At 66.4% G+C, this 19,398-nt stretch carries 21 protein-coding genes; 11 read left to right on the top strand and 10 right to left on the bottom strand.

What is annotated here, in order from left to right; all coding sequences use genetic code 11:
* Positions 1 to 9: 9 nt before the first annotated feature.
* The 6 genes from G6N50_RS07425 to G6N50_RS07405 form a co-directional block, all read right to left on the bottom strand.
* Positions 10 to 450, bottom strand: coding sequence for a hypothetical protein (locus G6N50_RS07425; RefSeq protein WP_083092218.1), 441 nt, complete (start codon positions 448 to 450; stop codon positions 10 to 12).
* 12 nt (positions 451 to 462) lie between these two features.
* On the bottom strand, positions 463 to 1,188 hold the full coding sequence (locus G6N50_RS07420; RefSeq protein ID WP_232068906.1) for a hypothetical protein: 726 nt from the start codon (positions 1,186 to 1,188) through the stop codon (positions 463 to 465).
* The gene (locus tag G6N50_RS29705; protein WP_255360762.1) at positions 1,185 to 1,313 is read right to left on the bottom strand and encodes a hypothetical protein; all 129 of its coding nucleotides are present in this window, start codon (positions 1,311 to 1,313) and stop codon (positions 1,185 to 1,187) included. Before G6N50_RS29705 ends, G6N50_RS07420 begins: the two co-directional genes overlap by 4 nt.
* Positions 1,314 to 1,328: 15 nt before the next feature.
* Positions 1,329 to 2,135: a CbbQ/NirQ/NorQ/GpvN family protein gene (locus G6N50_RS07415; RefSeq protein ID WP_083092609.1), complete on the bottom strand. Its 807-nt coding sequence runs from the start codon at positions 2,133 to 2,135 to the stop codon at positions 1,329 to 1,331.
* 22 nt (positions 2,136 to 2,157) lie between these two features.
* Entirely contained in the window at positions 2,158 to 3,681 is a 1,524-nt protein-coding gene (locus G6N50_RS07410) for a nitric oxide reductase activation protein NorD (RefSeq protein ID WP_083092221.1), read from the bottom strand.
* Between the two features lie 188 nt (positions 3,682 to 3,869).
* Positions 3,870 to 4,616, bottom strand: coding sequence for a hypothetical protein (locus tag G6N50_RS07405; protein ID WP_372509899.1), 747 nt, complete (start codon positions 4,614 to 4,616; stop codon positions 3,870 to 3,872).
* Positions 4,617 to 4,916: 300 nt separating this feature from the next.
* Between G6N50_RS07405 and G6N50_RS07400 the strand changes: the two genes are divergently transcribed.
* Positions 4,917 to 6,017, top strand: a complete 1,101-nt coding sequence (locus G6N50_RS07400; protein ID WP_083092223.1) for an NAD(P)H-dependent amine dehydrogenase family protein — start codon at positions 4,917 to 4,919, stop codon at positions 6,015 to 6,017.
* A gap of 20 nt (positions 6,018 to 6,037) precedes the next feature.
* On the opposite strand, the gene G6N50_RS07395 is transcribed toward G6N50_RS07400, so the two are convergent.
* Complete coding sequence (locus G6N50_RS07395) at positions 6,038 to 6,637, bottom strand: TetR/AcrR family transcriptional regulator (protein WP_083092224.1); 600 nt, start codon at positions 6,635 to 6,637, stop codon at positions 6,038 to 6,040.
* A 211-nt stretch (positions 6,638 to 6,848) separates the two neighbouring features.
* On the opposite strand from G6N50_RS07395, the gene G6N50_RS07390 reads away from it, so the two are divergent.
* From G6N50_RS07390 to G6N50_RS07380, 3 genes are all read left to right on the top strand, one after another.
* Positions 6,849 to 7,637, top strand: a complete 789-nt coding sequence (locus G6N50_RS07390; protein WP_083092226.1) for an SDR family NAD(P)-dependent oxidoreductase — start codon at positions 6,849 to 6,851, stop codon at positions 7,635 to 7,637.
* A gap of 65 nt (positions 7,638 to 7,702) precedes the next feature.
* Positions 7,703 to 8,785 (top strand): NAD(P)H-dependent amine dehydrogenase family protein, encoded by a 1,083-nt coding sequence (locus G6N50_RS07385; RefSeq protein WP_083092228.1) that lies wholly within the window; start codon positions 7,703 to 7,705, stop codon positions 8,783 to 8,785.
* Between the two features lie 127 nt (positions 8,786 to 8,912).
* Positions 8,913 to 9,548 (top strand): hypothetical protein, encoded by a 636-nt coding sequence (locus tag G6N50_RS07380; protein WP_083092229.1) that lies wholly within the window; start codon positions 8,913 to 8,915, stop codon positions 9,546 to 9,548.
* 12 nt (positions 9,549 to 9,560) lie between these two features.
* Here G6N50_RS07380 and G6N50_RS07375 read toward each other — a convergent pair whose 3' ends face one another.
* Positions 9,561 to 10,190 carry a TetR/AcrR family transcriptional regulator gene (locus tag G6N50_RS07375; protein ID WP_083092231.1) on the bottom strand — a complete coding sequence of 210 codons (630 nt, stop codon included), beginning with the start codon at positions 10,188 to 10,190 and terminating at the stop codon, positions 9,561 to 9,563.
* 92 nt (positions 10,191 to 10,282) lie between these two features.
* On the opposite strand from G6N50_RS07375, the gene G6N50_RS07370 reads away from it, so the two are divergent.
* Both G6N50_RS07370 and G6N50_RS07365 read left to right on the top strand, forming a co-directional pair.
* Positions 10,283 to 11,506 carry a cytochrome P450 gene (locus G6N50_RS07370; RefSeq protein WP_083092232.1) on the top strand — a complete coding sequence of 408 codons (1,224 nt, stop codon included), beginning with the start codon at positions 10,283 to 10,285 and terminating at the stop codon, positions 11,504 to 11,506.
* A 10-nt stretch (positions 11,507 to 11,516) separates the two neighbouring features.
* Positions 11,517 to 12,488, top strand: coding sequence for an SDR family NAD(P)-dependent oxidoreductase (locus G6N50_RS07365; RefSeq protein WP_142275400.1), 972 nt, complete (start codon positions 11,517 to 11,519; stop codon positions 12,486 to 12,488).
* Here G6N50_RS07365 and G6N50_RS07360 read toward each other — a convergent pair.
* Positions 12,478 to 13,155, bottom strand: a complete 678-nt coding sequence (locus G6N50_RS07360) for a hypothetical protein (RefSeq protein WP_179970100.1) — start codon at positions 13,153 to 13,155, stop codon at positions 12,478 to 12,480. The two genes, G6N50_RS07365 and G6N50_RS07360, sit on opposite strands and share 11 nt — an antisense overlap.
* Positions 13,156 to 13,234: 79 nt before the next feature.
* Here G6N50_RS07360 and G6N50_RS07355 point away from each other — a divergent pair, with 79 nt between their 5' ends.
* The 5 genes from G6N50_RS07355 (at position 13,235) to G6N50_RS07335 (ending at position 18,350) form a co-directional block, all read left to right on the top strand.
* Entirely contained in the window at positions 13,235 to 14,752 is a 1,518-nt protein-coding gene (locus G6N50_RS07355) for a carboxylesterase/lipase family protein (RefSeq protein WP_083092235.1), read from the top strand.
* An 18-nt stretch (positions 14,753 to 14,770) separates the two neighbouring features.
* Positions 14,771 to 16,792, top strand: a complete 2,022-nt coding sequence (locus G6N50_RS07350; RefSeq protein WP_083092237.1) for a DUF7064 domain-containing protein — start codon at positions 14,771 to 14,773, stop codon at positions 16,790 to 16,792.
* A complete protein-coding gene (locus tag G6N50_RS07345; protein ID WP_083092239.1) occupies positions 16,789 to 17,283 on the top strand; it encodes a gluconokinase in 495 nt (164 codons plus the stop codon). Before G6N50_RS07350 ends, G6N50_RS07345 begins: the two co-directional genes overlap by 4 nt.
* Positions 17,284 to 17,351: 68 nt before the next feature.
* Entirely contained in the window at positions 17,352 to 17,741 is a 390-nt protein-coding gene (locus tag G6N50_RS07340) for a TA system antitoxin ParD family protein (protein ID WP_067826524.1), read from the top strand.
* A 30-nt stretch (positions 17,742 to 17,771) separates the two neighbouring features.
* Positions 17,772 to 18,350, top strand: a complete 579-nt coding sequence (locus G6N50_RS07335; protein WP_083092241.1) for an AAA family ATPase — start codon at positions 17,772 to 17,774, stop codon at positions 18,348 to 18,350.
* 28 nt (positions 18,351 to 18,378) lie between these two features.
* Here G6N50_RS07335 and G6N50_RS07330 read toward each other — a convergent pair whose 3' ends face one another.
* The gene (locus tag G6N50_RS07330; protein ID WP_083092243.1) at positions 18,379 to 19,368 is read right to left on the bottom strand and encodes a DoxX family protein; all 990 of its coding nucleotides are present in this window, start codon (positions 19,366 to 19,368) and stop codon (positions 18,379 to 18,381) included.
* Positions 19,369 to 19,398: the final 30 nt, after the last annotated feature.

Raw genomic sequence — 19,398 nt, 5'->3', positions numbered from 1 at the left:
CCGGCCCCGTCACGGGTGCGACGCCGCCTGCTGTTGGGCCGCTTGGCGGGCCAGCCTGTCGTTGTGGATCTTGACCAGTTCGCGGAACCCCAGCCGGTGATACTTCGGTATCGGTTGGATGCCCCACACGTCCTGCGCGGTGGCCTTGCCCTCGGCGCCCTCGGGCGGCCCGAACGGCGGATAGGGGTACTTGCACTCCAGCGTGTCGTTGGAGTACCGGATCTTGAGCAGCTCACTGCAGATCTGGGTGAGGCTCAGCGTCGGGTATCCGTAGTAGACGGCCATGAACGGCAACGTGAAGGCACCCTCAATCACCAGTGCCACCAGGCAGACCAACACGGCCCGCTTGATCCACTTGTGCATCCGCGCGTAATACGGCGTGGTCCCCGGCTCGAGATCGGCGGCCGGGTCTTTGTCTTCGGCGGTTGACGGTATGGAGGGACTAGCCATGGGACTGCTCCTTTAGTCGGAGAAGATTTCGCGATTGACGGTGTGCAGATAGGGGATGGCGAGGAACGGGGTGATGTAGAAGATGTCGTAGAGCCACCACCCGATGACGGGGAAGACGACACCGGCGTACCGCACGTCGGCGAACATGGTCATGTTGAACACGTAGGCCGACCAGATCACCACGCCCATCCAGCAGGTGACGACCATCCACTGATGGCCCCACCGCTTCATCTGTAGGAATCCGATGGCCGCGGCCACCCGCATGGAGAAGACCGTGAGGATCAGGCCGGCCACGTACGCTTTCTCGCCCGGTCCGGCCGCGCCCCCGATCCACAGCTCGTTGTAATGCCAGAAATAGCCGGCGTCGAACATGTTGCCCCAACCGACCATCAGCACGCGGTTGATCAACGTGTGGTTGGCGACCAGATCCAGGGCCCAGCCCAGGCTGTTGAGCATCCCATCGATCAGCACCAGATAGCCGATCAGGGTGACGATCATGGGCCGGACCGACAGGCCGGCGCGCAGGGCCTGGCGCTGCAGCCACACCCCACGCATGAAAATGGGAAAACCGATCAGGCCCGGGGCCCACATGCCCATCAGCGCGGCACCGACAATCATCCACTTGTCCGCGTGCCGTTGAGCCTGCCGGGATTCGTCGTGGTGATCGTCGAGGCTGACCGACCCCTCGGCACCGGCCGGTGCACCGTCCGAACGTCGTTTCAGCAGAGGCACGTTCACAGATCCCACCACCCCCGTGCAAACGACATGTAGAGCTGGATGCCGAACATCGCCAGCAGGTAGCCGTAGATGAAGATCTGGAAGACGATGAGCGCCCTCTTGCGCTTCTCCTCCTGTCGGTCCATGCCGGTTGCTCCTTTCTAATAACTGCTCGATGCGGATGTGTCCGAGGTTCCCAGGCTGGCCGCCGCGACTTCACGCAGGCCGTCGGTGATCGCGCCGTCGGTGCTCAGCGGCGCGAGTATGCACGCGTCGGCCGCATCCAATTCGGTTGCGCCGGCGGCGATCAACTGAGCCGCGGTCACCAGCACCCTGGTCGACGGCGGCTCGAAGTGGAAGGCTTGGTCGGCGGTGCGGATCGCGACCGCGCATCCGACGAGCCGCCTGGCGGTGGCCAACGGGATTCCGGATTCGGCGACGATCACCTCGGCCTCGCGGTCGGGCGGCAGGTAATGCATCGCCAGGGTCGCGAACCGTTGGCGGAAAGAGGGTTTGAGCTCCTTGAGTGAGCTGCGGTACGCCGGATTGTACGAACACACCAGCATGAACCCGTCGGGTGCTCGCACGACCTCGCCGGCACGATCGAGGTACAGCGACCGCCGGTGGTCGGTGAGCGAATGCAGGATGGCCAGGGAATCGTGGCGGGCCTCGACGACTTCGTCGAGATAGCAGATCGCGCCGGCCTTGACGGCCCGGGTCAGCGGGCCATCGGTCCAGACGACATCGCCGCCGGTCACCATGAAGCGGCCGACCAGATCGGAGCTGGTGAGGTCGTCGTGACAGCTGATGGTGACCACGGGCCGCTGCAGCAAGGAGCCCATGTGCTCGACGAACCGGGTCTTGCCGCACCCGGTCGGGCCGGTGAGCATCACCGGGATGCGCCGGTGAAAGGCCTGCTCGAACAGCTGAACTTCGTTGCCGTTGGCGAAATACGTCTCGGTTGTCATCTCTTCCTCTGAAGGCCGGCGCTCACGCGGCGACCAGTTCACGATGGACATGGGCCAATACTCGGGGCAGCTCTTCGATGCGGCGGATCCGTTGCGACCGGCGCGGCCCGAACACCTCGGGGAGGGGGTCGACGCGGGTCGGTCCCACGCCCACGTAGTACATCGACACCCCGGCCTCGTTGGCCTCCTCGACGGCGTGCGCGGCATCGGCCCAGGCGTACCGACCCTCGTAGCCTTCGTCGGAGATGAGGCCATCACCGATGGCGATCAGGAGGCGGCGCTCCGAGGGCTGAGCCAGCAGCCTGCTCGTCAAATGGCGCAGCGGCGCACCGAGTCTGGTGTATCCGCGGGTGGACAGGCCCAGCCCACTCGGCGGTACGAAGCGACGGTCTTCGAAGTCCTTCAGGCAGCGGACTTCGACTCGGTGACGGGTGTTGCCGGTGAAGACGAAGACGCCGTGACGCTCGCGTGCCAGCGTCATGGCACGCGACAGCGCATCGGCACAGGACAATTCGAGCTGGAAGACGCGTCCGCCATGCACGCCCAACGATGAACTGCCGTCGAGCAGCAAGGCGGTGGTGACGTCGCGGCCGCTGGGCAGCAGGTCGCGAAACACCTTCGGCTCCTTGGCCTCCCCGGTCGCCAAGTCGATGTAATGGCTGACGTACTGGTCGACATCGAGGTCGGAGCCGTCTTCGAGGCGGTTCGTCATCGAGCGGTGGGTGTGTTCTTCGAACCACTTGCGCACATCGACGGCCACCGGCACGGGCCGGCGGGCGTGCCGGGCGTCGGCGTGCTCGACGACGGCGACGTGGTCGCGCATGAATCGCTGTGTCCACATGTTCCATTCGGGATAGGGGATCCCGGGCCGGTGTTGTGGCGTGACGTCGAGATCGTTGTCCTGCGGCCGGCTGGGCGGCGGCAGGTTGGGGTTGCGGACGCCCCCGTCGCCGCCGACCGGAACCGAGTACGGCCGCGGCAGCCGCTTCTGCGTTGTGGTCCAAGGCATCCTGCCGAAGCTGCGTCGCAGCTTATCGGCCAACCCGTGCGGCACCGTGTACGCCGACGGCAACGAGCCCAGCAACGGATGAACGGGCAGTTCCCGGCCCGTGGCCGCCAATGCGATTGCCCGGTTGAGCATTTCCACGCCGGCCATGTCGGCGGCTTCGGCGTGGACTTCGGGGAGCACCCGCCGGATCCCGGGAAGCAGACCGGGCCACCGGGAGGCGATCCAGCCGACGGCGACGCCGGCCTCGACCAGCGCGAGCGCGCACAGCTCGCGAGCGGACAGCTCGTTGAGACGGTATTCGGTGACGCGTTCTTTCGAGGGCGAACATTGCAGGGCCACACCGCAGGTCAGGGTCCTGCGGCTCCAAACGGACGGGTAGGGGACATGAACGAATGTCAGCGCCGCGTTCAGACCGAAGCCGCGCCCGTCGCCAGTGACCAGCCGGACGCCCTCGCGACGTTGGTCGCTCAGCGCGACCGCTGTCACCGAGCATCCCCGTTCCAGCGCCATCGCGTGTCCGTAGGATTGGTCAGCCATCGGCGAAACTCCGTGCGTTCCGACTATCGAGGCCTCGGTTCAGAACGTCCCGATGTTGGAGAACAGCCAATACCAGAACCAGATGATCAGACCGGTGCCACCCCATGCGGCGACGTAGCGAAGGATCTCCCATAGATAGCCCATGATGTGACTTCCTCAGTGACGTAGTGGATTTCGGCTCGCGCATTTCAGTCCGAGAACAGTTCGCGGTTGACGGTGTGCAGGTAGGGGATGGCGAGGAATGGGGTGATGTAGAAGATGTCGTAGAGCCACCAGCCGACGACCGGCAGCACGACGCCGGCGAAGCGCACGTCGGCGAACATGGTCATGTTGAAGACGTAGGTGATCCAGATGACGACGCCCATCCAGCAGGTGACCACCATCCACTGATGGCCCCAACGTTTCATCTGCAGGAAGCCGATGGCCGCGGCGATGCGCATGGTGAAGACGGTCAGGATGAGGCCGACTTCCAAAGCCTTTTCGCCTGGGCCGGCCGCGCCGCCGACCCACAACTCGTTGTAGTGCCAGAAATATCCGGCGTCGAACATGTTGCCCCACCCGTTGAGCAGCACGCGGGCCAGCAGAGTGTGGCTCGCCACCAAATCGAGTGCCCATCCGACCGTGTTGATGGCGGCGTCGATGATGACCAGATAGCCTAGCAACGTGACCAGCATCGGCCGCACGGAGAGGCCATCCCGCTGGGCCCTGCGCAGCAACCGCACTCCCCAGAGAAACAGCGGCAAACCGAAGACGCCCAGTGCCGCGGTGCCGATCAGGAGGCTGCCGGAGATGAGCCATTTGTCGGCCTGACGCTGCGCGAGTTGCGACCGTTCCAGGTGTTCGTCGATCGTCAGACCCGTTGGGGGAGCGCCGCTCGATCCGGCGGTGATGCCCTCACTGCCGGCAGTGCGATGTTGCAGCCTCGGCAGATTCACAAACCCTCCCGTGATTGAATCGGCCCGTGAACTATAACAGGCTGACTCAAGTCAGCAAAAGCTATTGGCATGGTTTCGGCGCAGCGGGTCTTTGGCCCGGGGACCGGCTGTCATTCGGTTTGCCCGTATGCCCGTATGCCGGTCTGGCGGCTGAATGCACGGTCGGCACTTGGCCGTTGCGGCCGCACCACTTGGGCATGACTACTGACAAGAGTCAGCCTATGAATCGTTGACACATCATTCGGCGGATGCCTACGCTCAGCAAGCGCTCAGCCGTTGCGGCCATGCAAAGGAGTAGCAATGACGCTCACATCGCCGGCCGAGAAAAAGTATCGCGTGATCCAGTGGGGCATCGGCAATGTCGGGACCGTGGCGCTGCGCCATTTCGCGCATAACCCCGCCTTCGAAGTCGTCGGTGTGCTCTGCAACCGTCCGGAAAAGGTGGGCAGGGACGCCGGGGAGCTCGTCGGCATCGCACCGATCGGGGTGCTCGCCACCACCGACAAGGACGCAATCGAAGCGCTGGACGCCGATTGCGTCTTCTATGCGCCGTTGTGGTCGGATCCCGACGAGGTCTGCCGGCTGCTGCGCGGGGGCAAGAACGTCGTCGCCTCGGGTGGCGCGTGGTGGTATCCAACCGAACACAGCAAGGCCGACATCGACAAGATCGACGCGGCGTGCCGCGAGGGCGGCACGTCGTTTCACGCCGGTGGGGTCAACCCCGGTTTCGCCGGCGACCTGCTGGTCCTGACGCTGGCCCGCATCGTCAGCCGGATCGACGCCATCCACATCTACGAGGTGGTGAACTTCGGCAAGGACACGCTGAAGTACCTGCATGAGATGGGAATGGGCAGCGACCCCGAAGAGTTCATGGCCGGGCCGAACCTGCTGGGTAACGCGTGGCCACTGTTCGCCCAATCGATGGCCATGGTGGTCGACGGCTTCGGCAAGACCGTCGACAAGTACACCACGGACGTCGAGTTGGGAACGGCAACGCGCGACATCCCTTATGAGGGAGGCCTATCCAGTGATATGCCGGGCTTCAAAGGCACGATCAAGAAGGGTACCGTCGCCTCGCAGCACCACAAGTGGACGTCGTGGGTCGACGGCAAGCCCCTGATCACCTTCCACGAGATGTACACGATGGATGAATACGATGCCATTGAGCCGCAGCCGGATTGGGGCGGGCACTATCACTACCGCATCGTGATCGAGGGCGATGAACCCACCGAGCTGATCCTGCAGGCGCCGGCCGATCCGCAGGGCAACTACCCCAAGCCCGGCTACACCTGGACTGCGATGGGCCCGGCCAACACCGTCCCGGCCGTGTGTGAGGCCGCGCCGGGGTTCCTGACGCACAAGGAGCTCGGATTGGTGCCGTTGCGCGGCGTGGTGCGTTAGGGGCGTCGGGTTTTGCAGAGCTACGGCTGCAGACTTCGCAACGTTCTCGCCACGTAGTCCTCGAGCAGGGTGTGGCCGGTCGGCCAGTGATTGGTCGTGATCAGCAGGGCGTAGAGACCCAGCAGGAAAAACACCGCGCTGTTCATGGGACTGACGTCGGGATCGGTCTCCCCGCGTTCCTGGGCCTGCTCGATTTCGCGGGCGACCAGGACGATCAGCGGATGGTCTCCGCCGTCTTCGGTCTGCGGGCGGGTTTGGGAGAAGTGCAGCGCGAGAAAATCATTGAAGAGCAGATCACCCAGCCGGCGTTCCAACCCGATCACCAGCCGGACCGCCTCGTTGAATGCGGAGACGAGATCGTGCTTGGATTTCAGGAATTGCGCGAATTGCTTGGCTATGCGGTCCTCTTCGCGGCGCTCCAGCTCCAGCAGCACGTGCTCCTTGGTGGGGAAGTGGAAGAAGAACGTTCCGTGCGCGACCCCCGCGGCGGCCACGATGGCACTGACGTCCGCCTCCGCCATTCCGGCGCGGGCGAACTCCGCTATCGCGGCGCCCATCAGACGCTCGCGCGTCTGCAGACGCTTAGCTTCTCGTGCCGACAGTCGGTCCGTCACAGCCATTGCTTTCCTCACGGTTGACCCGACTCATGTGAGTGGTTCCGGGTTCACCCGACCATTATGCCGTGCGGCAATCAAAAAGAGTTGCATAACTTGGTCATTCTTGGGCGGGTCCTGCTATCGCCGACCTCGGTCGCTGCAATTCATTGACTTTAGTCAGCATAATTTTCTAGATTTAACAACGCGGCGTACCAGACAATCGGAGGAACCCGGGATGGCAATGGAGCAGTTCAGGCTGGACGGACAGGTTGCCATCGTCACCGGTGCCGGCCGCGGTGTCGGGGCCGGCATCGCTCGGGTACTGGCGGAGGCCGGCGCCACCGTCGTCGGGACGGCACGGACCGAGTCGGAAATCGTTGGCACCATTGAGGGTATCGAAAAGGCCGGCGGCAAGGGGCTGGCGCTCGTCGCGGATGCGATGAGTCGCCCGGACGGCGAACGCGTGGTGAACACCGCCATGGAGCGCTTCGGCCGCATCGACATTCTCGTCAACAACGTCGGTGGTTCCACGTACGCACGGTTTTTGGACATCACCGACGACGACTTCCGGCACACCTTCGACTGGTGCGTGACCTCCGCCTTCATCATGAGTCAGCTCACCGCCCCGCACATGCTCAGCGCCGGACACGGTTCCATCATCAATATCTCGTCGGGCTCGGCCCGGTTCGGCATTCGGGCGCTGACCGCGTACTGCGTCGCGAAGGGCGGCCTCGAGGCGCTCACCCGCGCCATGGCCCAGGAACTCGCGCCGAAGATTCGCGTCAACGCCATCGCACTCGGTTCATTCGCGACCGACGGCCTGCAGGGCAGCCTGGATTTGATGCCCGGGTCGTTGGAGAAAATGAAAGAGGCCACACCCCTGCATCGGCTGGGTGACGTCGAGGATCTCGGGCGGCTCGCGGTGTACCTCTCCACCCGCGATTGTTATGCGACCAACGCGATCTTTCACGTCGACGGTGGCATCGACTCGAACAATTCGCCGCTGCCGATACCGGATTACTGACCCCGCCCGGCGATTGGACGCGGCATGATGGGTCAGCACCCACCGCCGGAAGGACGAGGGTAACCGTGCGCAGAGTCATTCAATTCTCCACCGGCAACGTGGGCCGGCATTCGTTGCGGGCGATCATCGGCAGACCGGATCTGGAACTGGTCGGTGTGCACGCGGCCGGCGCGGAGAAGGTCGGCCGGGATGCGGCGCAGTTGTGCGGGCTCAACGAGCCGACCGGCATCATCGCCACCGACGACATCGACGCCCTGGTGGCCCTCAGCGCCGACTGCGTCGTGTACACCTCGCAGGGCGAGACCCGGCCGATGGAAGCCATCGAGCAGATGTCGAAGTTCCTCGCGGCGGGTGTCAACGTGGTCGGTACGTCGATGGTGTGGCTGGTCACGCCCCGCCATGCCGACGATTGGTTGCGGGAGCCCCTGGAGCGGGCCTGCGCCGCCGGTAACGCCTCGCTCTACGTCAACGGCATCGACCCCGGCTTCTCCGGCGACACGCTGGTGCACTCGGCGGTCAGCCTGACCACCCGGGTCTCTTCGGTCACCGTGCAGGAAATCTTCGACTACGGAAATTACGATGACGCCGAGTTCACTGGTGCTGCAATGGGTTTCGGTACAACACCGGATGATGACTCGCCGATGATGTTTCTGCCCGGGGTGATCGTGGCGATGTGGGGTGGACAGGTTCGCAGCCTGGCCGACAATTTTGGCGTCGAGCTCGACGACGTGCGCCAGCGCATCGAACGCTGGTTCACGCCCGAGCGCATCGACTGCACCATGATGACGGTGGAGCCCGGGCGGATGGCCGCGGTTCGGTTCGCCACCGAGGGCGTGCGCGACGGTGAACCGGTGATCACGCTGGAGCACGTCACCAGGCTCACCCAGGCCGCGGCGCCCGACTGGGAATTCCCGCCCGAGGGCCACACCGGGGTGCACCGCGTCGTCGTGGAGGGCGAACCGCGCGTCGAGATCAACACCCACGTGTCCCATCCGCTGTTCGATTCCACTGATGCCGGCTGCATCTCGACGGCCGGCCGGGTCGTTAATGCGATCGACTGGGTGTGCCGCGCGCCTCAGGGGCTCATCGGCGTCGAGGAGATTCCGCTCTCGGCGACCATGCGCGGCGCGATGTGGAAAGAGCGCTGACCACCCTTACTGAGATGGCCGCAAGCCCATAAGCTGGGCTCTTGGATGAAGATTTGCCCGGCATCCGAATTTCGCGTGTTCGCCGATGGTGAGGGGTACAAATGGCTGACTTCAGGAGGAGACCCTTATGAATACGGTGCGGACGTCCGCGCTCGGCTTGACGGCTACCGCTGTGTTGATCGGCGCGACGGTGGTGGGCTGCGGCGGGGACAAGGGCTCGACGGCATCATCGGGTTCGGCCGCGTCGTCCAGCTCGGCCGCCTCGTCGACCCCGTCGGCCGGCGCGGCCCCGGCCTCACCGGGAGCCCCGGCGGACTACAGCAACCTGCTGATCAAGCCCAGCGACATCGGCCCTAACGCCACCGCCGACGGGCCGCCGAGCCAGAATCCCAGCGGCATCGCCGGTGTGGGACAGGTCTTCAAGAATCCCGACGGCAAGCGCACCATCGTCGATACGATCGCGGTCTTTCCGGACGCGGGCACTGCCGCCCAGACCGCGGCGAACATGCGCGACGTCGTCGGTAAGAAGGTCAACGGCCAGCAGCAGCCCATCGACCTCGGCACCAACGGGTTCATGGTGATCGGCCAGGGATCCGACCCGGCCAACCCGATGGAGATCTCCGAGGCGGTGTTCGTCGAGGGCAGGGCCATGGTCGACCTGGAATCCGACTGTGTCATCGGCAATCCCACGCCGGCCGACGTCATGCTCGATCTCGCCCGTAAGCAGGACGCCGCGATCAAAGCGGGCTTGCCGGCTAGCTGAGCGGCCGTTCGTTCACAGCGGCCAGCTGTCCGGCTGCACCTCATATCGCAATGCGGTGGCCGGCGGCAACGGCTGCCGCTCGTTGACCGATATCGCGTCGATGATCAGGGCGACATAGCGCCGCCAGCCGTCGCTGTCCGCATCCATGGTCGACAGCACGCCGAAGAGCATCGCGACCAGGCGGGGCAGGTCGTCGGTGACCAGGTCGGCGCGGATGCTGCCGGCCCGCTGGCCCGCACGGGCGAGGTCGCCGAGCGCGGCGTTGAGCGACACCGAGATGTCGGAGGTCAGCGACCCGGCCCGGCGCGCGGCGGTCAGCAGGTGGTGTTCCCGTGCCCCCAGCGATATCGCCGCTTCAATCAGTTCGGTCAGACCGCGCAGCGGATCCTTTGCGAGGCGGGCACGGTCGATCACCGGGGTGAGGTCCTCGGCGATGCTCTGGTCCAGGGCGGCGCGCACCAGGTCGGCCTTCGCCGGAAACCGGCGGTAGAGGGTTCGCTCGCCGACGCCGGCGCGGCGCGCGACCGCTTCCACGGGGGCGTCCGGTCCCGATTCGGCATAGACCTCGCGCGCCGCGCGCAGGATGCGCTCGACGTTGCGAGCCGCGTCCGCACGCAACGGCCGGTCCTCAACCGCGGTCATTCTGACAGCCTAACTGACAGTTGACTGCCAACAACCTGCGCTCTACGCTCTACAACTGGCAGATAACTGACAGTTAGTGGGAAACATAGGCCATGTCAATATCTTTCGAGACGACCGATTCCTGCTCGGACGCCGACCTTCCCGTGTTGCCCATCCCGCGGGCCGCGCAGTGTCCGCTTGCGCCGCCGGCCGACTTCGCCGACTGGCGGGAGCGGCCCGGGCTGCAGCGGGCGATGTTTCAGGGCAACCCGGTCTGGGTGGTCAGCCGCTATCGGGACATCAGGGCGGCGCTGGTCGATCCCCGGTTATCGGCGAAGACCATTCCGGACTCCATCATGCCGACGGACGCCGACAACAAGGTCCCGGTGATGTTCGCGCGCACCGATGATCCCGAGCATCATCGGTTGCGGCGGATGATGACCGGCAACTTCACCTTCCGGCGTTGCGAATCGATGCGGCCGCACATTCAGGACATGGTCGACCACTACCTAGGGCAGATGATCGACAACGGCGCGCCGGCCGATCTGGTGCGTGAATTCGCCTTGCCGGTGCCGTCAATGGTGATCGCGCTGTTGCTGGGAGTGCCGCCGGAAGACCTTGAACTCTTCCAGCACAACACCACGACCGGCCTTGACCAGAAATCCACCGACGCGCAAAAGGGCCAGGCGTTCGGGGCGATGTACGCCTATATCGAGGAGCTGGTGGAGCGCAAAGAGCGCGAACCCGGCGACGACCTGATCAGCCACCTCCTGACCGAATATGTGGCGACGGGGCAACTCGACCACGCCACCACGGCCATGAACAGCGTGATCATGATGCAGGCCGGCCACGAAACCACCGCCAACATGATTTCACTGGGAACGGTTGCGCTGCTGGAACATCCCGACGTGTTCGAGCGGCTCGGGCAGACCGACGATCCCGCCGTCATCGCGAATGTCGTCGAAGAACTCATGCGCTACCTGACCATCGTGCACAGCCAGGTCGACCGCGTGGCCACCGAAGATCTGATGATCGGTGGTCAGCTGATCCGCGCCGGGGAGTTCGTGATGATGAGCCTGCTGGCCGGGAACTGGGACACCGAATTCGTCGACCATCCCGAATCCCTAGACGTCGACCGAAACACCCGTGGGCACTTGGGATTCGGCTACGGGGTGCATCAATGCATCGGCGCGAACCTGGCCCGCGTCGAGATGCAGGTGGCGTTCGCCACGCTGGCACGCCGCCTGCCCGGACTGAAACTGGCGGTGCCGGCGAGCGAATTGCAATTCAAGAAAGCCAACATCTATGGCATGAAAGAACTTCTGGTGAGCTGGTGAGCTGATGACGATGCCGACGAGCGAGTTGCGGTTCGATGACCAGGTGGCCGTGATCACCGGCGCCGGGGGCGGTCTGGGGCGGCAGTACGCGTTGCTGCTCGCCTCACGTGGCGCCCGCATCGTCGTCAACGATATCGGCGGCTCGGTGACCGGGAACGGATCCGATGCCGCGGCGGCGGGCGCCGTCGCCGACGAGATCCGCGAGTTGGGCGGCGAGGCGGTCGCCGACAGCCACAGCGTGACCGATCCCGAAGGCGCACGGTCGATTATCGACGCCGCCCTGAACGTGTGGGGCCGAGTCGACATCGTGATCAACAACGCCGGCATCGTGGGGGACGCACTATTCGAGGATATGACCGCGGATCGGTTCGAGCCGCTGCTGGACGTGCACCTGAAGGGCGCCTGCTACGTGACGAGGCCGGCTTGGAAAGTGATGTGCGAACAGGGATATGGCCGCATCCTCAATACCTGTTCGGCCGCGGGAATACTCGGGGCTACCGGCATGAGCAACTACGGCTCGGCCAAGACCGGGTTGATCGGCCTGACCCGGGTTCTCGCCGCCGAAGCCGCCGGCCGCGACATCAAGGTCAACGCCATCGCCCCCATCGCCTACACCCGGATGCTGGCGCACTCCGTGGACGGTGCCGTCCGGCCGGACGACGCGGACGCCCAGGTGGTGCTGGATGACCTTGTGGGCCAATATCTTCAGAAGCTCGATCCGGCTCTGGTAGCTCCGGTGGCGGCCTTCCTGACGCATCGTGACTGCCCGGTGTCGGGGGAGATCTACACCGTTGGCGCGGGCCATGTTTCGCGATTCTTCATCGGGCGGACGAAGGGCTTCTACAGCCCTGCACTCTCCGTCGAGGACGTGCGCGACCATCTGAACGACATCCGCGACGAAGCCGGTTACACCGTGCCCGGTGGGCCCGGTGACGAAATGAGCGAGCTTTTCGCCACCATCATGGCCGGTCTCAGCAGCTGAACGCCGTGCCGACGCCATCCGGTGGCGGCGTCGACTTCAGGCATCCGAACGGCTCGATACCGGCGGGACTGAATTTGGCCGCCGACTGGTGCGCGTAGTTCACGCAATACAGGCCGGCCTGGTCGGCGCGACACCGGTAGTCGCCGAACGACAGCGAATCCCCATTCGCCAGTTCCGATCCGTTGCCGTTGATGAAGGGACCCGGATCCGCGCGGGCTGACCCGACCTGCAGGTTCACCCCGTCGAAGCTGATCCAACCGCCGTGCCATTGGCCGTAGGCCGTCGCGGGCGCCGGCGGGGGATTGGTCAAGCTCACCAGGCACTCCAGGGCGTTGCCGGTGCGTTTGGCATCGGTCATGCAGGAAACCTTGCCGGCCATGGCCGTCAGCGCGATGTCGTCACCCAACGGCGTGGCCGTGCCCTCGCGGGTGGCCGTGTGAAAGCGACCCGGATCGGCGGGGTGGCCGGCCTCGATCCAGGCGATGACGTCCGATATCGGCGCCTTGGCACTCGGCGCCCCTGCCGGAGCGCTGCCGGATGGGGTGTTCGTTGGGGAGAAACCGGACACCTGTGTCGTGTTCGGAGTCTGGCTCGGGCCGCCCCCGCCCGTGGTGTGTGAGCACCCGGCGACCAGTAATGACGCGGCGATCATCGCAGCTTTCCGCATCCAGTCAGGCTAACCGCCGCGCCGGGCGATTAAGGCGCTGCGCGCGCGTTATCACCGTCATGTCGGTTACCGTCGGGTTATGCATGACCGCACTGTCCGCGCACGCACGGCCATCGGCACCGTCGAAGGCTTCACCCGCGACGGGGTCAATCGTTGGCGGTCGATCCCGTATGCCCGTCCGCCGGTGGGCCGCCTGCGCTTCCGGGCGCCCCAGCCGGCGCTGCCGTGGTCGGGTGTCCGGCACTGCCACGGCTTCGGCAACTGCGCGCCCCAGCAGCGCCGCTACACCCTGCTCGGCATGTCGGGCTTGGGAGGTCGCTATCAGCCGATGAGCGAGGACTGCCTCACCCTCAACGTGGTGGCGCCCGAAGGCGACGCCGAGGGGCCGCTGCCGGTCATGGTGTTCATCCACGGCGGCGGCTACTTTCTGGGCAGTTCGGCGACACCGCTGTACGACGGCGCGGCGCTGGCACGCCGGGGATGCGTCTACGTGTCGGTGAACTACCGGCTGGGCGCGCTGGGGTGCGTGGACTTTTCGTCGCTGTCGACGCCGGAGACCACCATCGACAGCAACCTGTACCTGCGCGATCTGGTGCTGGCGCTGCAGTGGGTTCGCGACAACATCGCGGGATTCGGCGGTGACCCCGACAACGTCACCATTTTCGGCGAGAGCGCGGGCGCGTGCATTACCGCCTCGCTGCTGGCGGTGCCCGCCGCTCAGGGGTTGTTCGCCCGCGCGATCTCGGAAAGCCCGGCGTCGGGTCTGGTGCGCTCGAAAGAGGTTGCCGCGGAGTTCGCGAACCGGTTCGCCAACCTGCTCGGGGTGCGCAAGCAGGATGCCGCAAACGCACTGATGCAGGCGTCCTCGGCTCAACTGGTGGAGACTCAACACCGATTGATCGACGAGGGAATGCAGAAGAGACTGGGCGCCTTCCCAATTGGCCCCGTCTTCGGCGACGACATCCTGCCGAGGGATCCGGTCGAGGCGATGCGGCGCGGTGAGGCCCACCGGGTCCCGCTGATCGTGGGCACGAATGCCGAGGAAGGACGGTTGTTCACCCGCTTCCTGGCGATGTTGCCGACCAACGAGACGATGGTCGAAGAACTGCTGGCCGAGGCCGAACCCGCTGTCCGCGAGCGCATTACCGCCGCATATCCCGACTATCCCGAGCGGGCCGCGTGCATCCAGCTCGGCGGCGATTTCGCGTTCGCCTCGGCGGCCTGGCAGATCGCGGAGGCGCACGGCACGCACGCGCCGACCTACCTCTACCGGTATGACTACGCGCCGCGCACGCTGCGCTGGTCCGGCTTCGGAGCCACCCACGCCACCGAGTTGCTCGCGGTTTTCGACGTCTACCGCACCCGATTCGGCGCGTTGTTGACCGCGGCGGCGGATCGGCGCGGCGCGTTGCGGGTGAGCAATCAGGTGCAACGGCGCTGGCGCGCGTTCAGCCGAACCGGCGTGCCGGGAGAGGACTGGCCCCTCTACACCGCCGACGAACGTGCGGTGATGGTTTTCGACCGTAAGTCTCGCGTCGAGTTCGATCCACACCCGCACCGGCGGATGGCCTGGGACGGCTTCTCACTGGCGCATTGACCTGGCACGCTAGCCCTCATGCATGCCGAGACCGAGCAAGTCATCGAACGACCCAGTGACCTCAGCGCCACCTGGTTGGCCGCGGTGATCGGCACCGGACCCATCGCCGACTTCTCGGTGGAGCGCATCGGCACCGGCCAGATGAGCGAGTGCTACCGCATCCGGCTCAGCTATGCCGAGGCCGAGGGGACTGCGAATGGGCCCGAGTCGGTGGTGCTGAAGGTCGCGGCCACCGATCCGGTGAGCCGGCAGACCGGGCTGGCGCTGGGGCTCTACGAGCGCGAGGTGCGCTTCTACGGCGACATCGCGCCACGCCTGGGCGGACCTGTAACGCCCTGCTACCACGCCGCGGTCGACACCTCGACGGGCGTGTTCGACCTGCTGCTGGGCGATGCCGGTCCGGCCGTAGTCGGCGATGAAATCGCGGGCGCCACAGTCGAACAGGCCCGGCTCGGTGTCGTCGAACTGGGACGGCTGCACGGACCACTGCTGGGCGACCCCTCGCTGGCCGAGGCGCCGTGGTTCAACCGGGAGGCCCCACTGAACCAGGCGATGATCACCCCGCTGTACGCCGGTTTCGCCGACCGTTACGGCGACCAGATCGCACCGGAGCACCGCGTGGTGTGCGAACGCCTGGTCGCCGCGTTCGACGGCTACCTGGCCCAAGAGGCCGAGGCGTCCGGTCCGGGCCGGATCCAGGGGCTGGTGCACGGCGACTACCGACTGGACAACATGCTTTTCGGCACCGAGGGCGCCGATCGCGCGCTGACGGTGGTCGATTGGCAGACCGTGTCCTGGGGCCCGGCGCTGACCGACCTGGCGTACTTCCTCGGTTGCGCGTTGGCCACCGAGGATCGCCGGCAGCACTACGACGCGCTGCTGCGGGCCTACCACGAGGCGCTGGGACCCGAGGCGCCCCTCACGCTGACCGACGTCGCCGACGGCGTCCGCCGGCAGAGCTTCTTCGGGGTAATGATGGCGATCGTCTCGTCGATGCTGGTCGAGCGCACCGATCGCGGCGACCAGATGTTCATGACGATGCTGCGCCGGCACTGCGACCATGTCCTCGACACGGACGCGCTGTCGACGCTGCCCGCCGCGGTGGCACCCGAACCGTTGCAGCCGTCGCCGGAGGACGAATTGGCCCACGACCCCACGGCCGAACCGCTGTGGAGCGAAAGCTGGTACGCCGACTTCGCCGATGCGGCACAGGGATTGGGCGGCTGGTTCCGCCTCGGCCGGGTGGCCAACGAGCGGACCGCGTGGGTGCACGTGCTGTTGTGCGGCCCCGACATGCCGACCGTCGCCGTCGACGCGCAAGTGACGCTGCCGCCGGACCCGTGGGCCGTGCGGACCGATGATTTCGAGCTCGTTCACGCCGCCGACACGCCCCTGCAGAGCTATCGCGTCGACGTGCGGGCGCGGGGCCAGGCCTACGCCGACCCATCGGCGTTGTTGGCCGGCGAGCCCGGCACCCCGGTCGAGATGACGATGAACCTGGTGTGGGCCACCGACGGCACCCCGTACAAGTACGGGTTGACGACGCGTTATGAGATTCCGTGCACCGTTTCAGGGAGTGTCACGATCGACGGCACCGGCTACCGGGTGGATGCGGTTCCCGGCCAGCGTGATCACTCCTGGGGCGTGCGCGATTGGTGGGGCATGGATTGGATGTGGAGCGCGCTGCACCTGCACGACGGCACGCATCTGCACGCGGTGAACATCCGGATTCCCGGCGCGCCCGCATTCAGCATCGGCTATGAGCAGGGAGCCGACGGCAAGGTCACCGAGCTGCAGACCGTTGACTCGCGAGAATCGTTCGCCGGCAACGGGTTACCGCTCGACGCAACACTGGTGCTCGAACCGGGGGCGATCACCGCGAACGTGGACGTGCGCGGTCAGGCACCGGTCCGGCTCGTCGCGACGGACGGGCGGGTCAGCCAGTTTCCCCGCGTCTGGGCCACGATCAGCACCGCCGACGGGCGTAGCGGTGTCGGTTGGCTGGAATGGAACCGCAACCTCGGCGAACGCACCGGGTGAGCGGATCGGCCCCCGTCGTGGTGATGGGCGTCTCCGGATCGGGCAAGTCGACGGTGGGGGCGGCGCTCGCCCAACGCTTGCGGGTGCCGTTCGTCGACGCCGACACTCTGCACCCGGCGGCCAACATCGCCAAGATGGCGGCTGGTGAGCCCCTCGACGACGGCGATCGCTATCCCTGGCTGGAAAGGGTCGGCGAATGGTTGGCCGCCCACCGCGACGGCGCCGTGGTGAGTTGTTCGGCGCTGAAAAGGAAATACCGCGACCAGCTGCGCGCGCACTGCCCGGGCATGGAGTTCCTGCACCTCTCGGGTTCGGCGGAACTGATCGGCGGCCGGTTGGCTGCGCGGACCGACCACTTCATGCCGGTCGCGCTGTTGCGGTCGCAACTGGACACCCTAGAGCCTCTGGGCTCGGACGAGGCCGGCATGACCGTCGATGTCGGTCGCGGCGTCGACGCGATCGTGGACGCCGTCGTGAAGGCTCGCGAGTAGCCTGGGCGCAACCGTGCGTGTAGCATTATGCTACGGGTTGTAACGGAGTGCTGCATTGGAGGAAAGCCATGGCGGAGGCCCTCGATCGTGTCACGCGGGTCGCGTCCGACCTGATGGACAGCGCGGCGGCGGAAGGCGCCCGGCAGAGCCGCTCGGCCAAGCAGCAACTCGACCATTGGGCTCGGGTCGGGCGCGCAGTGTCCAGCCAGCACACCGCCTCGCGGCGGCGGGTGGAAGCCGCGCTCGCCGGCCAGCTCGCGACCGGCGAGCTCACCGTCGAGGAGGGCGTGGTGTTCAACGCCGAGATCTCCGCGGCCATCGAAGAAAGCCTGGCGCGCACGAACTACGGGGCGACGCTGGCCGGGCAGGGCGTCACCACGGTCGCCCTCAACGACGACGGCGAGATCGTCGAGTACCGTCCCGACGGCGCCGCGGTGGTGCTCGCGGGCGGGCGCTGACCCGGCTCCGGCCCGCGGCGCGGCGTTCCGATGGATCGACTCGACCTGGTCGTCGGGCCCAACGGTGCCGGCAAGTCGACGTTCATCGCGTTCACCTTGGCGCCGCTGTTGCCGGGCAGCCTCGTGGTCAACGCCGACGAAATCGCAAGGCAGCGCTGGCCCCAGGATGCGGCGGCACACTCCTACGACGCCGCGCGCATCGCGGCCGACACCCGTGCAAAGCTGATCGACCTGGGCCGGTCCTTCATTGCCGAGACCGTGTTTTCCCACCCCTCGAAGCTGGACCTGATCCACGCCGCCCGCCGCGCCGGCTTCACCGTCGTCCTGCACGTGGTTGTCATTCCGGAAGATCTTGCGGTCGAACGTGTCCGGCACCGCGTGCGAGCCGGCGGTCACGACGTGCCGGAAGGCAAGATCCGTCAGCGCCATCGCCGGCTGTGGACGCCGGTCGCCGAGGCCATCGCCTTGTCCGATCTCACGACGGTCTACGACAACAGCCGCCTGCGCGGCCCGTGCATCATCGCGCGGCTCAGCGGCGGGCTGACCATCGGCAAACCCGACTGGCCCGCGTGGGCGCCGGAGATCCTGCGAAGCCGCTGGCCCAACTAGCTCGCTGGTTACCGGTGGGCTCGCGTCACTACCAGGGGAGCTTGCGGCGGCCGGTCTCGACCTGACCGCCGACTCGCTCGCGGGCGGTGTCGGCCAGGTCGCTGCCGCGCTGCCGGGCGCTTTCGGCGAATTCCTCGCCACGTGCCCGTGCCGTGTCGGCGAGCTTCTCGGTGCGCGTGCGGGTCTTCTTGGCGAGCTTCTCGCTGCGCTTGCGGGCCTTCTTGGCCAGTGGCGCGGCCCGGTCGACCGCTTCGTCGGCAAGTTCCTCGCTGCGCTTGCGCGCCTTCTCGGCCAGATATGCGGCGCGATCGGCGGCCTCGTCGGCCCATTCCTCCCCGCGCTTGCGGGCCTTCTTCGCCAGCGGCCGGCCGCGGTCGGCCGCCGTGCCGGCGAGTTCGCGGCCGCGCTCCAGCGCGGCTTCGGCGTAGGGTGCGCCGCGTTCGGCAGCGGTGCTGGCGAGTTCGCGGCCGCGCTCGGCTCCGATCTGCAAGCCGTGCGCGATCCGTTCACCCAGCTCGGAGAAATCGGTGTCGTCGGAACCGGGCAACGCAGACGACACCCGCTCGGAGAGCCGTTCGGCCGCCCGGCGGCCACGCCACCCGAGTGACGGCTTGCCGGCGGTGTCGGCGGAGGCGATCAACAGCCCGCCCAGCAGGCTGAGGTCAGTGAGAAACTGCTGGCGCTTCTGAGCTTTGGCCACCGGGTCGCTTTCGTTCCAGAACGAGTGCGTCCCCAGGTTGGCCGGCAGCACCGTCACCGCGAGCGCCGCCGAGGCGATCCGGGGAAGTTTGCCAGTCGCAAGTAGTAGGCCGCCGCCGATCTGCACGGCCGCGGTGATCTGCGCGACCGTCTCAGGGTCGCTGGGAATGCTGCTGCTCACCGAATCCGGCAACGCCTGCAGGCCGTCGACCGCCGGCGCCGCGGCCTCCGCCGCTGATTTGGGATTGAGCAGTGAATTGATTCCCTGCCCGATGAAGGCCACTGACAACAGGGGTCGCGCGATTCTCCTGAGCACCATGGCCGGTGTATTACCCGGCTGCCAGTCGAG

It is taken from the genome of Mycobacterium mantenii, from assembly GCF_010731775.1.
GTDB lineage: Bacteria > Actinomycetota > Actinomycetes > Mycobacteriales > Mycobacteriaceae > Mycobacterium > Mycobacterium mantenii.
Note: the sequence above shows the minus strand (reverse complement) of the source record. Positions and strands in the feature narration are given on the sequence as shown.

Excerpts from the sequence above, each read along its gene's own strand:
- G6N50_RS07425 (WP_083092218.1), bottom strand. The coding sequence starts at position 450 with ATGGCTAGTCCCTCCATACCGTCAACCGCCGAAGACAAAGACCCGGCC.
- G6N50_RS29705 (WP_255360762.1), bottom strand. The coding sequence starts at position 1,313 with ATGGACCGACAGGAGGAGAAGCGCAAGAGGGCGCTCATCGTCTTCCAG.
- G6N50_RS07415 (WP_083092609.1), bottom strand. The coding sequence starts at position 2,135 with ATGACAACCGAGACGTATTTCGCCAACGGCAACGAAGTTCAGCTGTTC.
- G6N50_RS07410 (WP_083092221.1), bottom strand. The coding sequence starts at position 3,681 with ATGGCTGACCAATCCTACGGACACGCGATGGCGCTGGAACGGGGATGC.
- G6N50_RS07400 (WP_083092223.1), top strand. The coding sequence starts at position 4,917 with ATGACGCTCACATCGCCGGCCGAGAAAAAGTATCGCGTGATCCAGTGG.
- G6N50_RS07395 (WP_083092224.1), bottom strand. The coding sequence starts at position 6,637 with ATGGCTGTGACGGACCGACTGTCGGCACGAGAAGCTAAGCGTCTGCAG.
- G6N50_RS07390 (WP_083092226.1), top strand. The coding sequence starts at position 6,849 with ATGGCAATGGAGCAGTTCAGGCTGGACGGACAGGTTGCCATCGTCACC.
- G6N50_RS07380 (WP_083092229.1), top strand. The coding sequence starts at position 8,913 with ATGAATACGGTGCGGACGTCCGCGCTCGGCTTGACGGCTACCGCTGTG.
- G6N50_RS07375 (WP_083092231.1), bottom strand. The coding sequence starts at position 10,190 with ATGACCGCGGTTGAGGACCGGCCGTTGCGTGCGGACGCGGCTCGCAAC.
- G6N50_RS07370 (WP_083092232.1), top strand. The coding sequence starts at position 10,283 with ATGTCAATATCTTTCGAGACGACCGATTCCTGCTCGGACGCCGACCTT.
- G6N50_RS07365 (WP_142275400.1), top strand. The coding sequence starts at position 11,517 with ATGCCGACGAGCGAGTTGCGGTTCGATGACCAGGTGGCCGTGATCACC.
- G6N50_RS07360 (WP_179970100.1), bottom strand. The coding sequence starts at position 13,155 with ATGCGGAAAGCTGCGATGATCGCCGCGTCATTACTGGTCGCCGGGTGC.
- G6N50_RS07355 (WP_083092235.1), top strand. The coding sequence starts at position 13,235 with ATGCATGACCGCACTGTCCGCGCACGCACGGCCATCGGCACCGTCGAA.
- G6N50_RS07350 (WP_083092237.1), top strand. The coding sequence starts at position 14,771 with ATGCATGCCGAGACCGAGCAAGTCATCGAACGACCCAGTGACCTCAGC.
- G6N50_RS07340 (WP_067826524.1), top strand. The coding sequence starts at position 17,352 with ATGGCGGAGGCCCTCGATCGTGTCACGCGGGTCGCGTCCGACCTGATG.
- G6N50_RS07335 (WP_083092241.1), top strand. The coding sequence starts at position 17,772 with ATGGATCGACTCGACCTGGTCGTCGGGCCCAACGGTGCCGGCAAGTCG.
- G6N50_RS07330 (WP_083092243.1), bottom strand. The coding sequence starts at position 19,368 with ATGGTGCTCAGGAGAATCGCGCGACCCCTGTTGTCAGTGGCCTTCATC.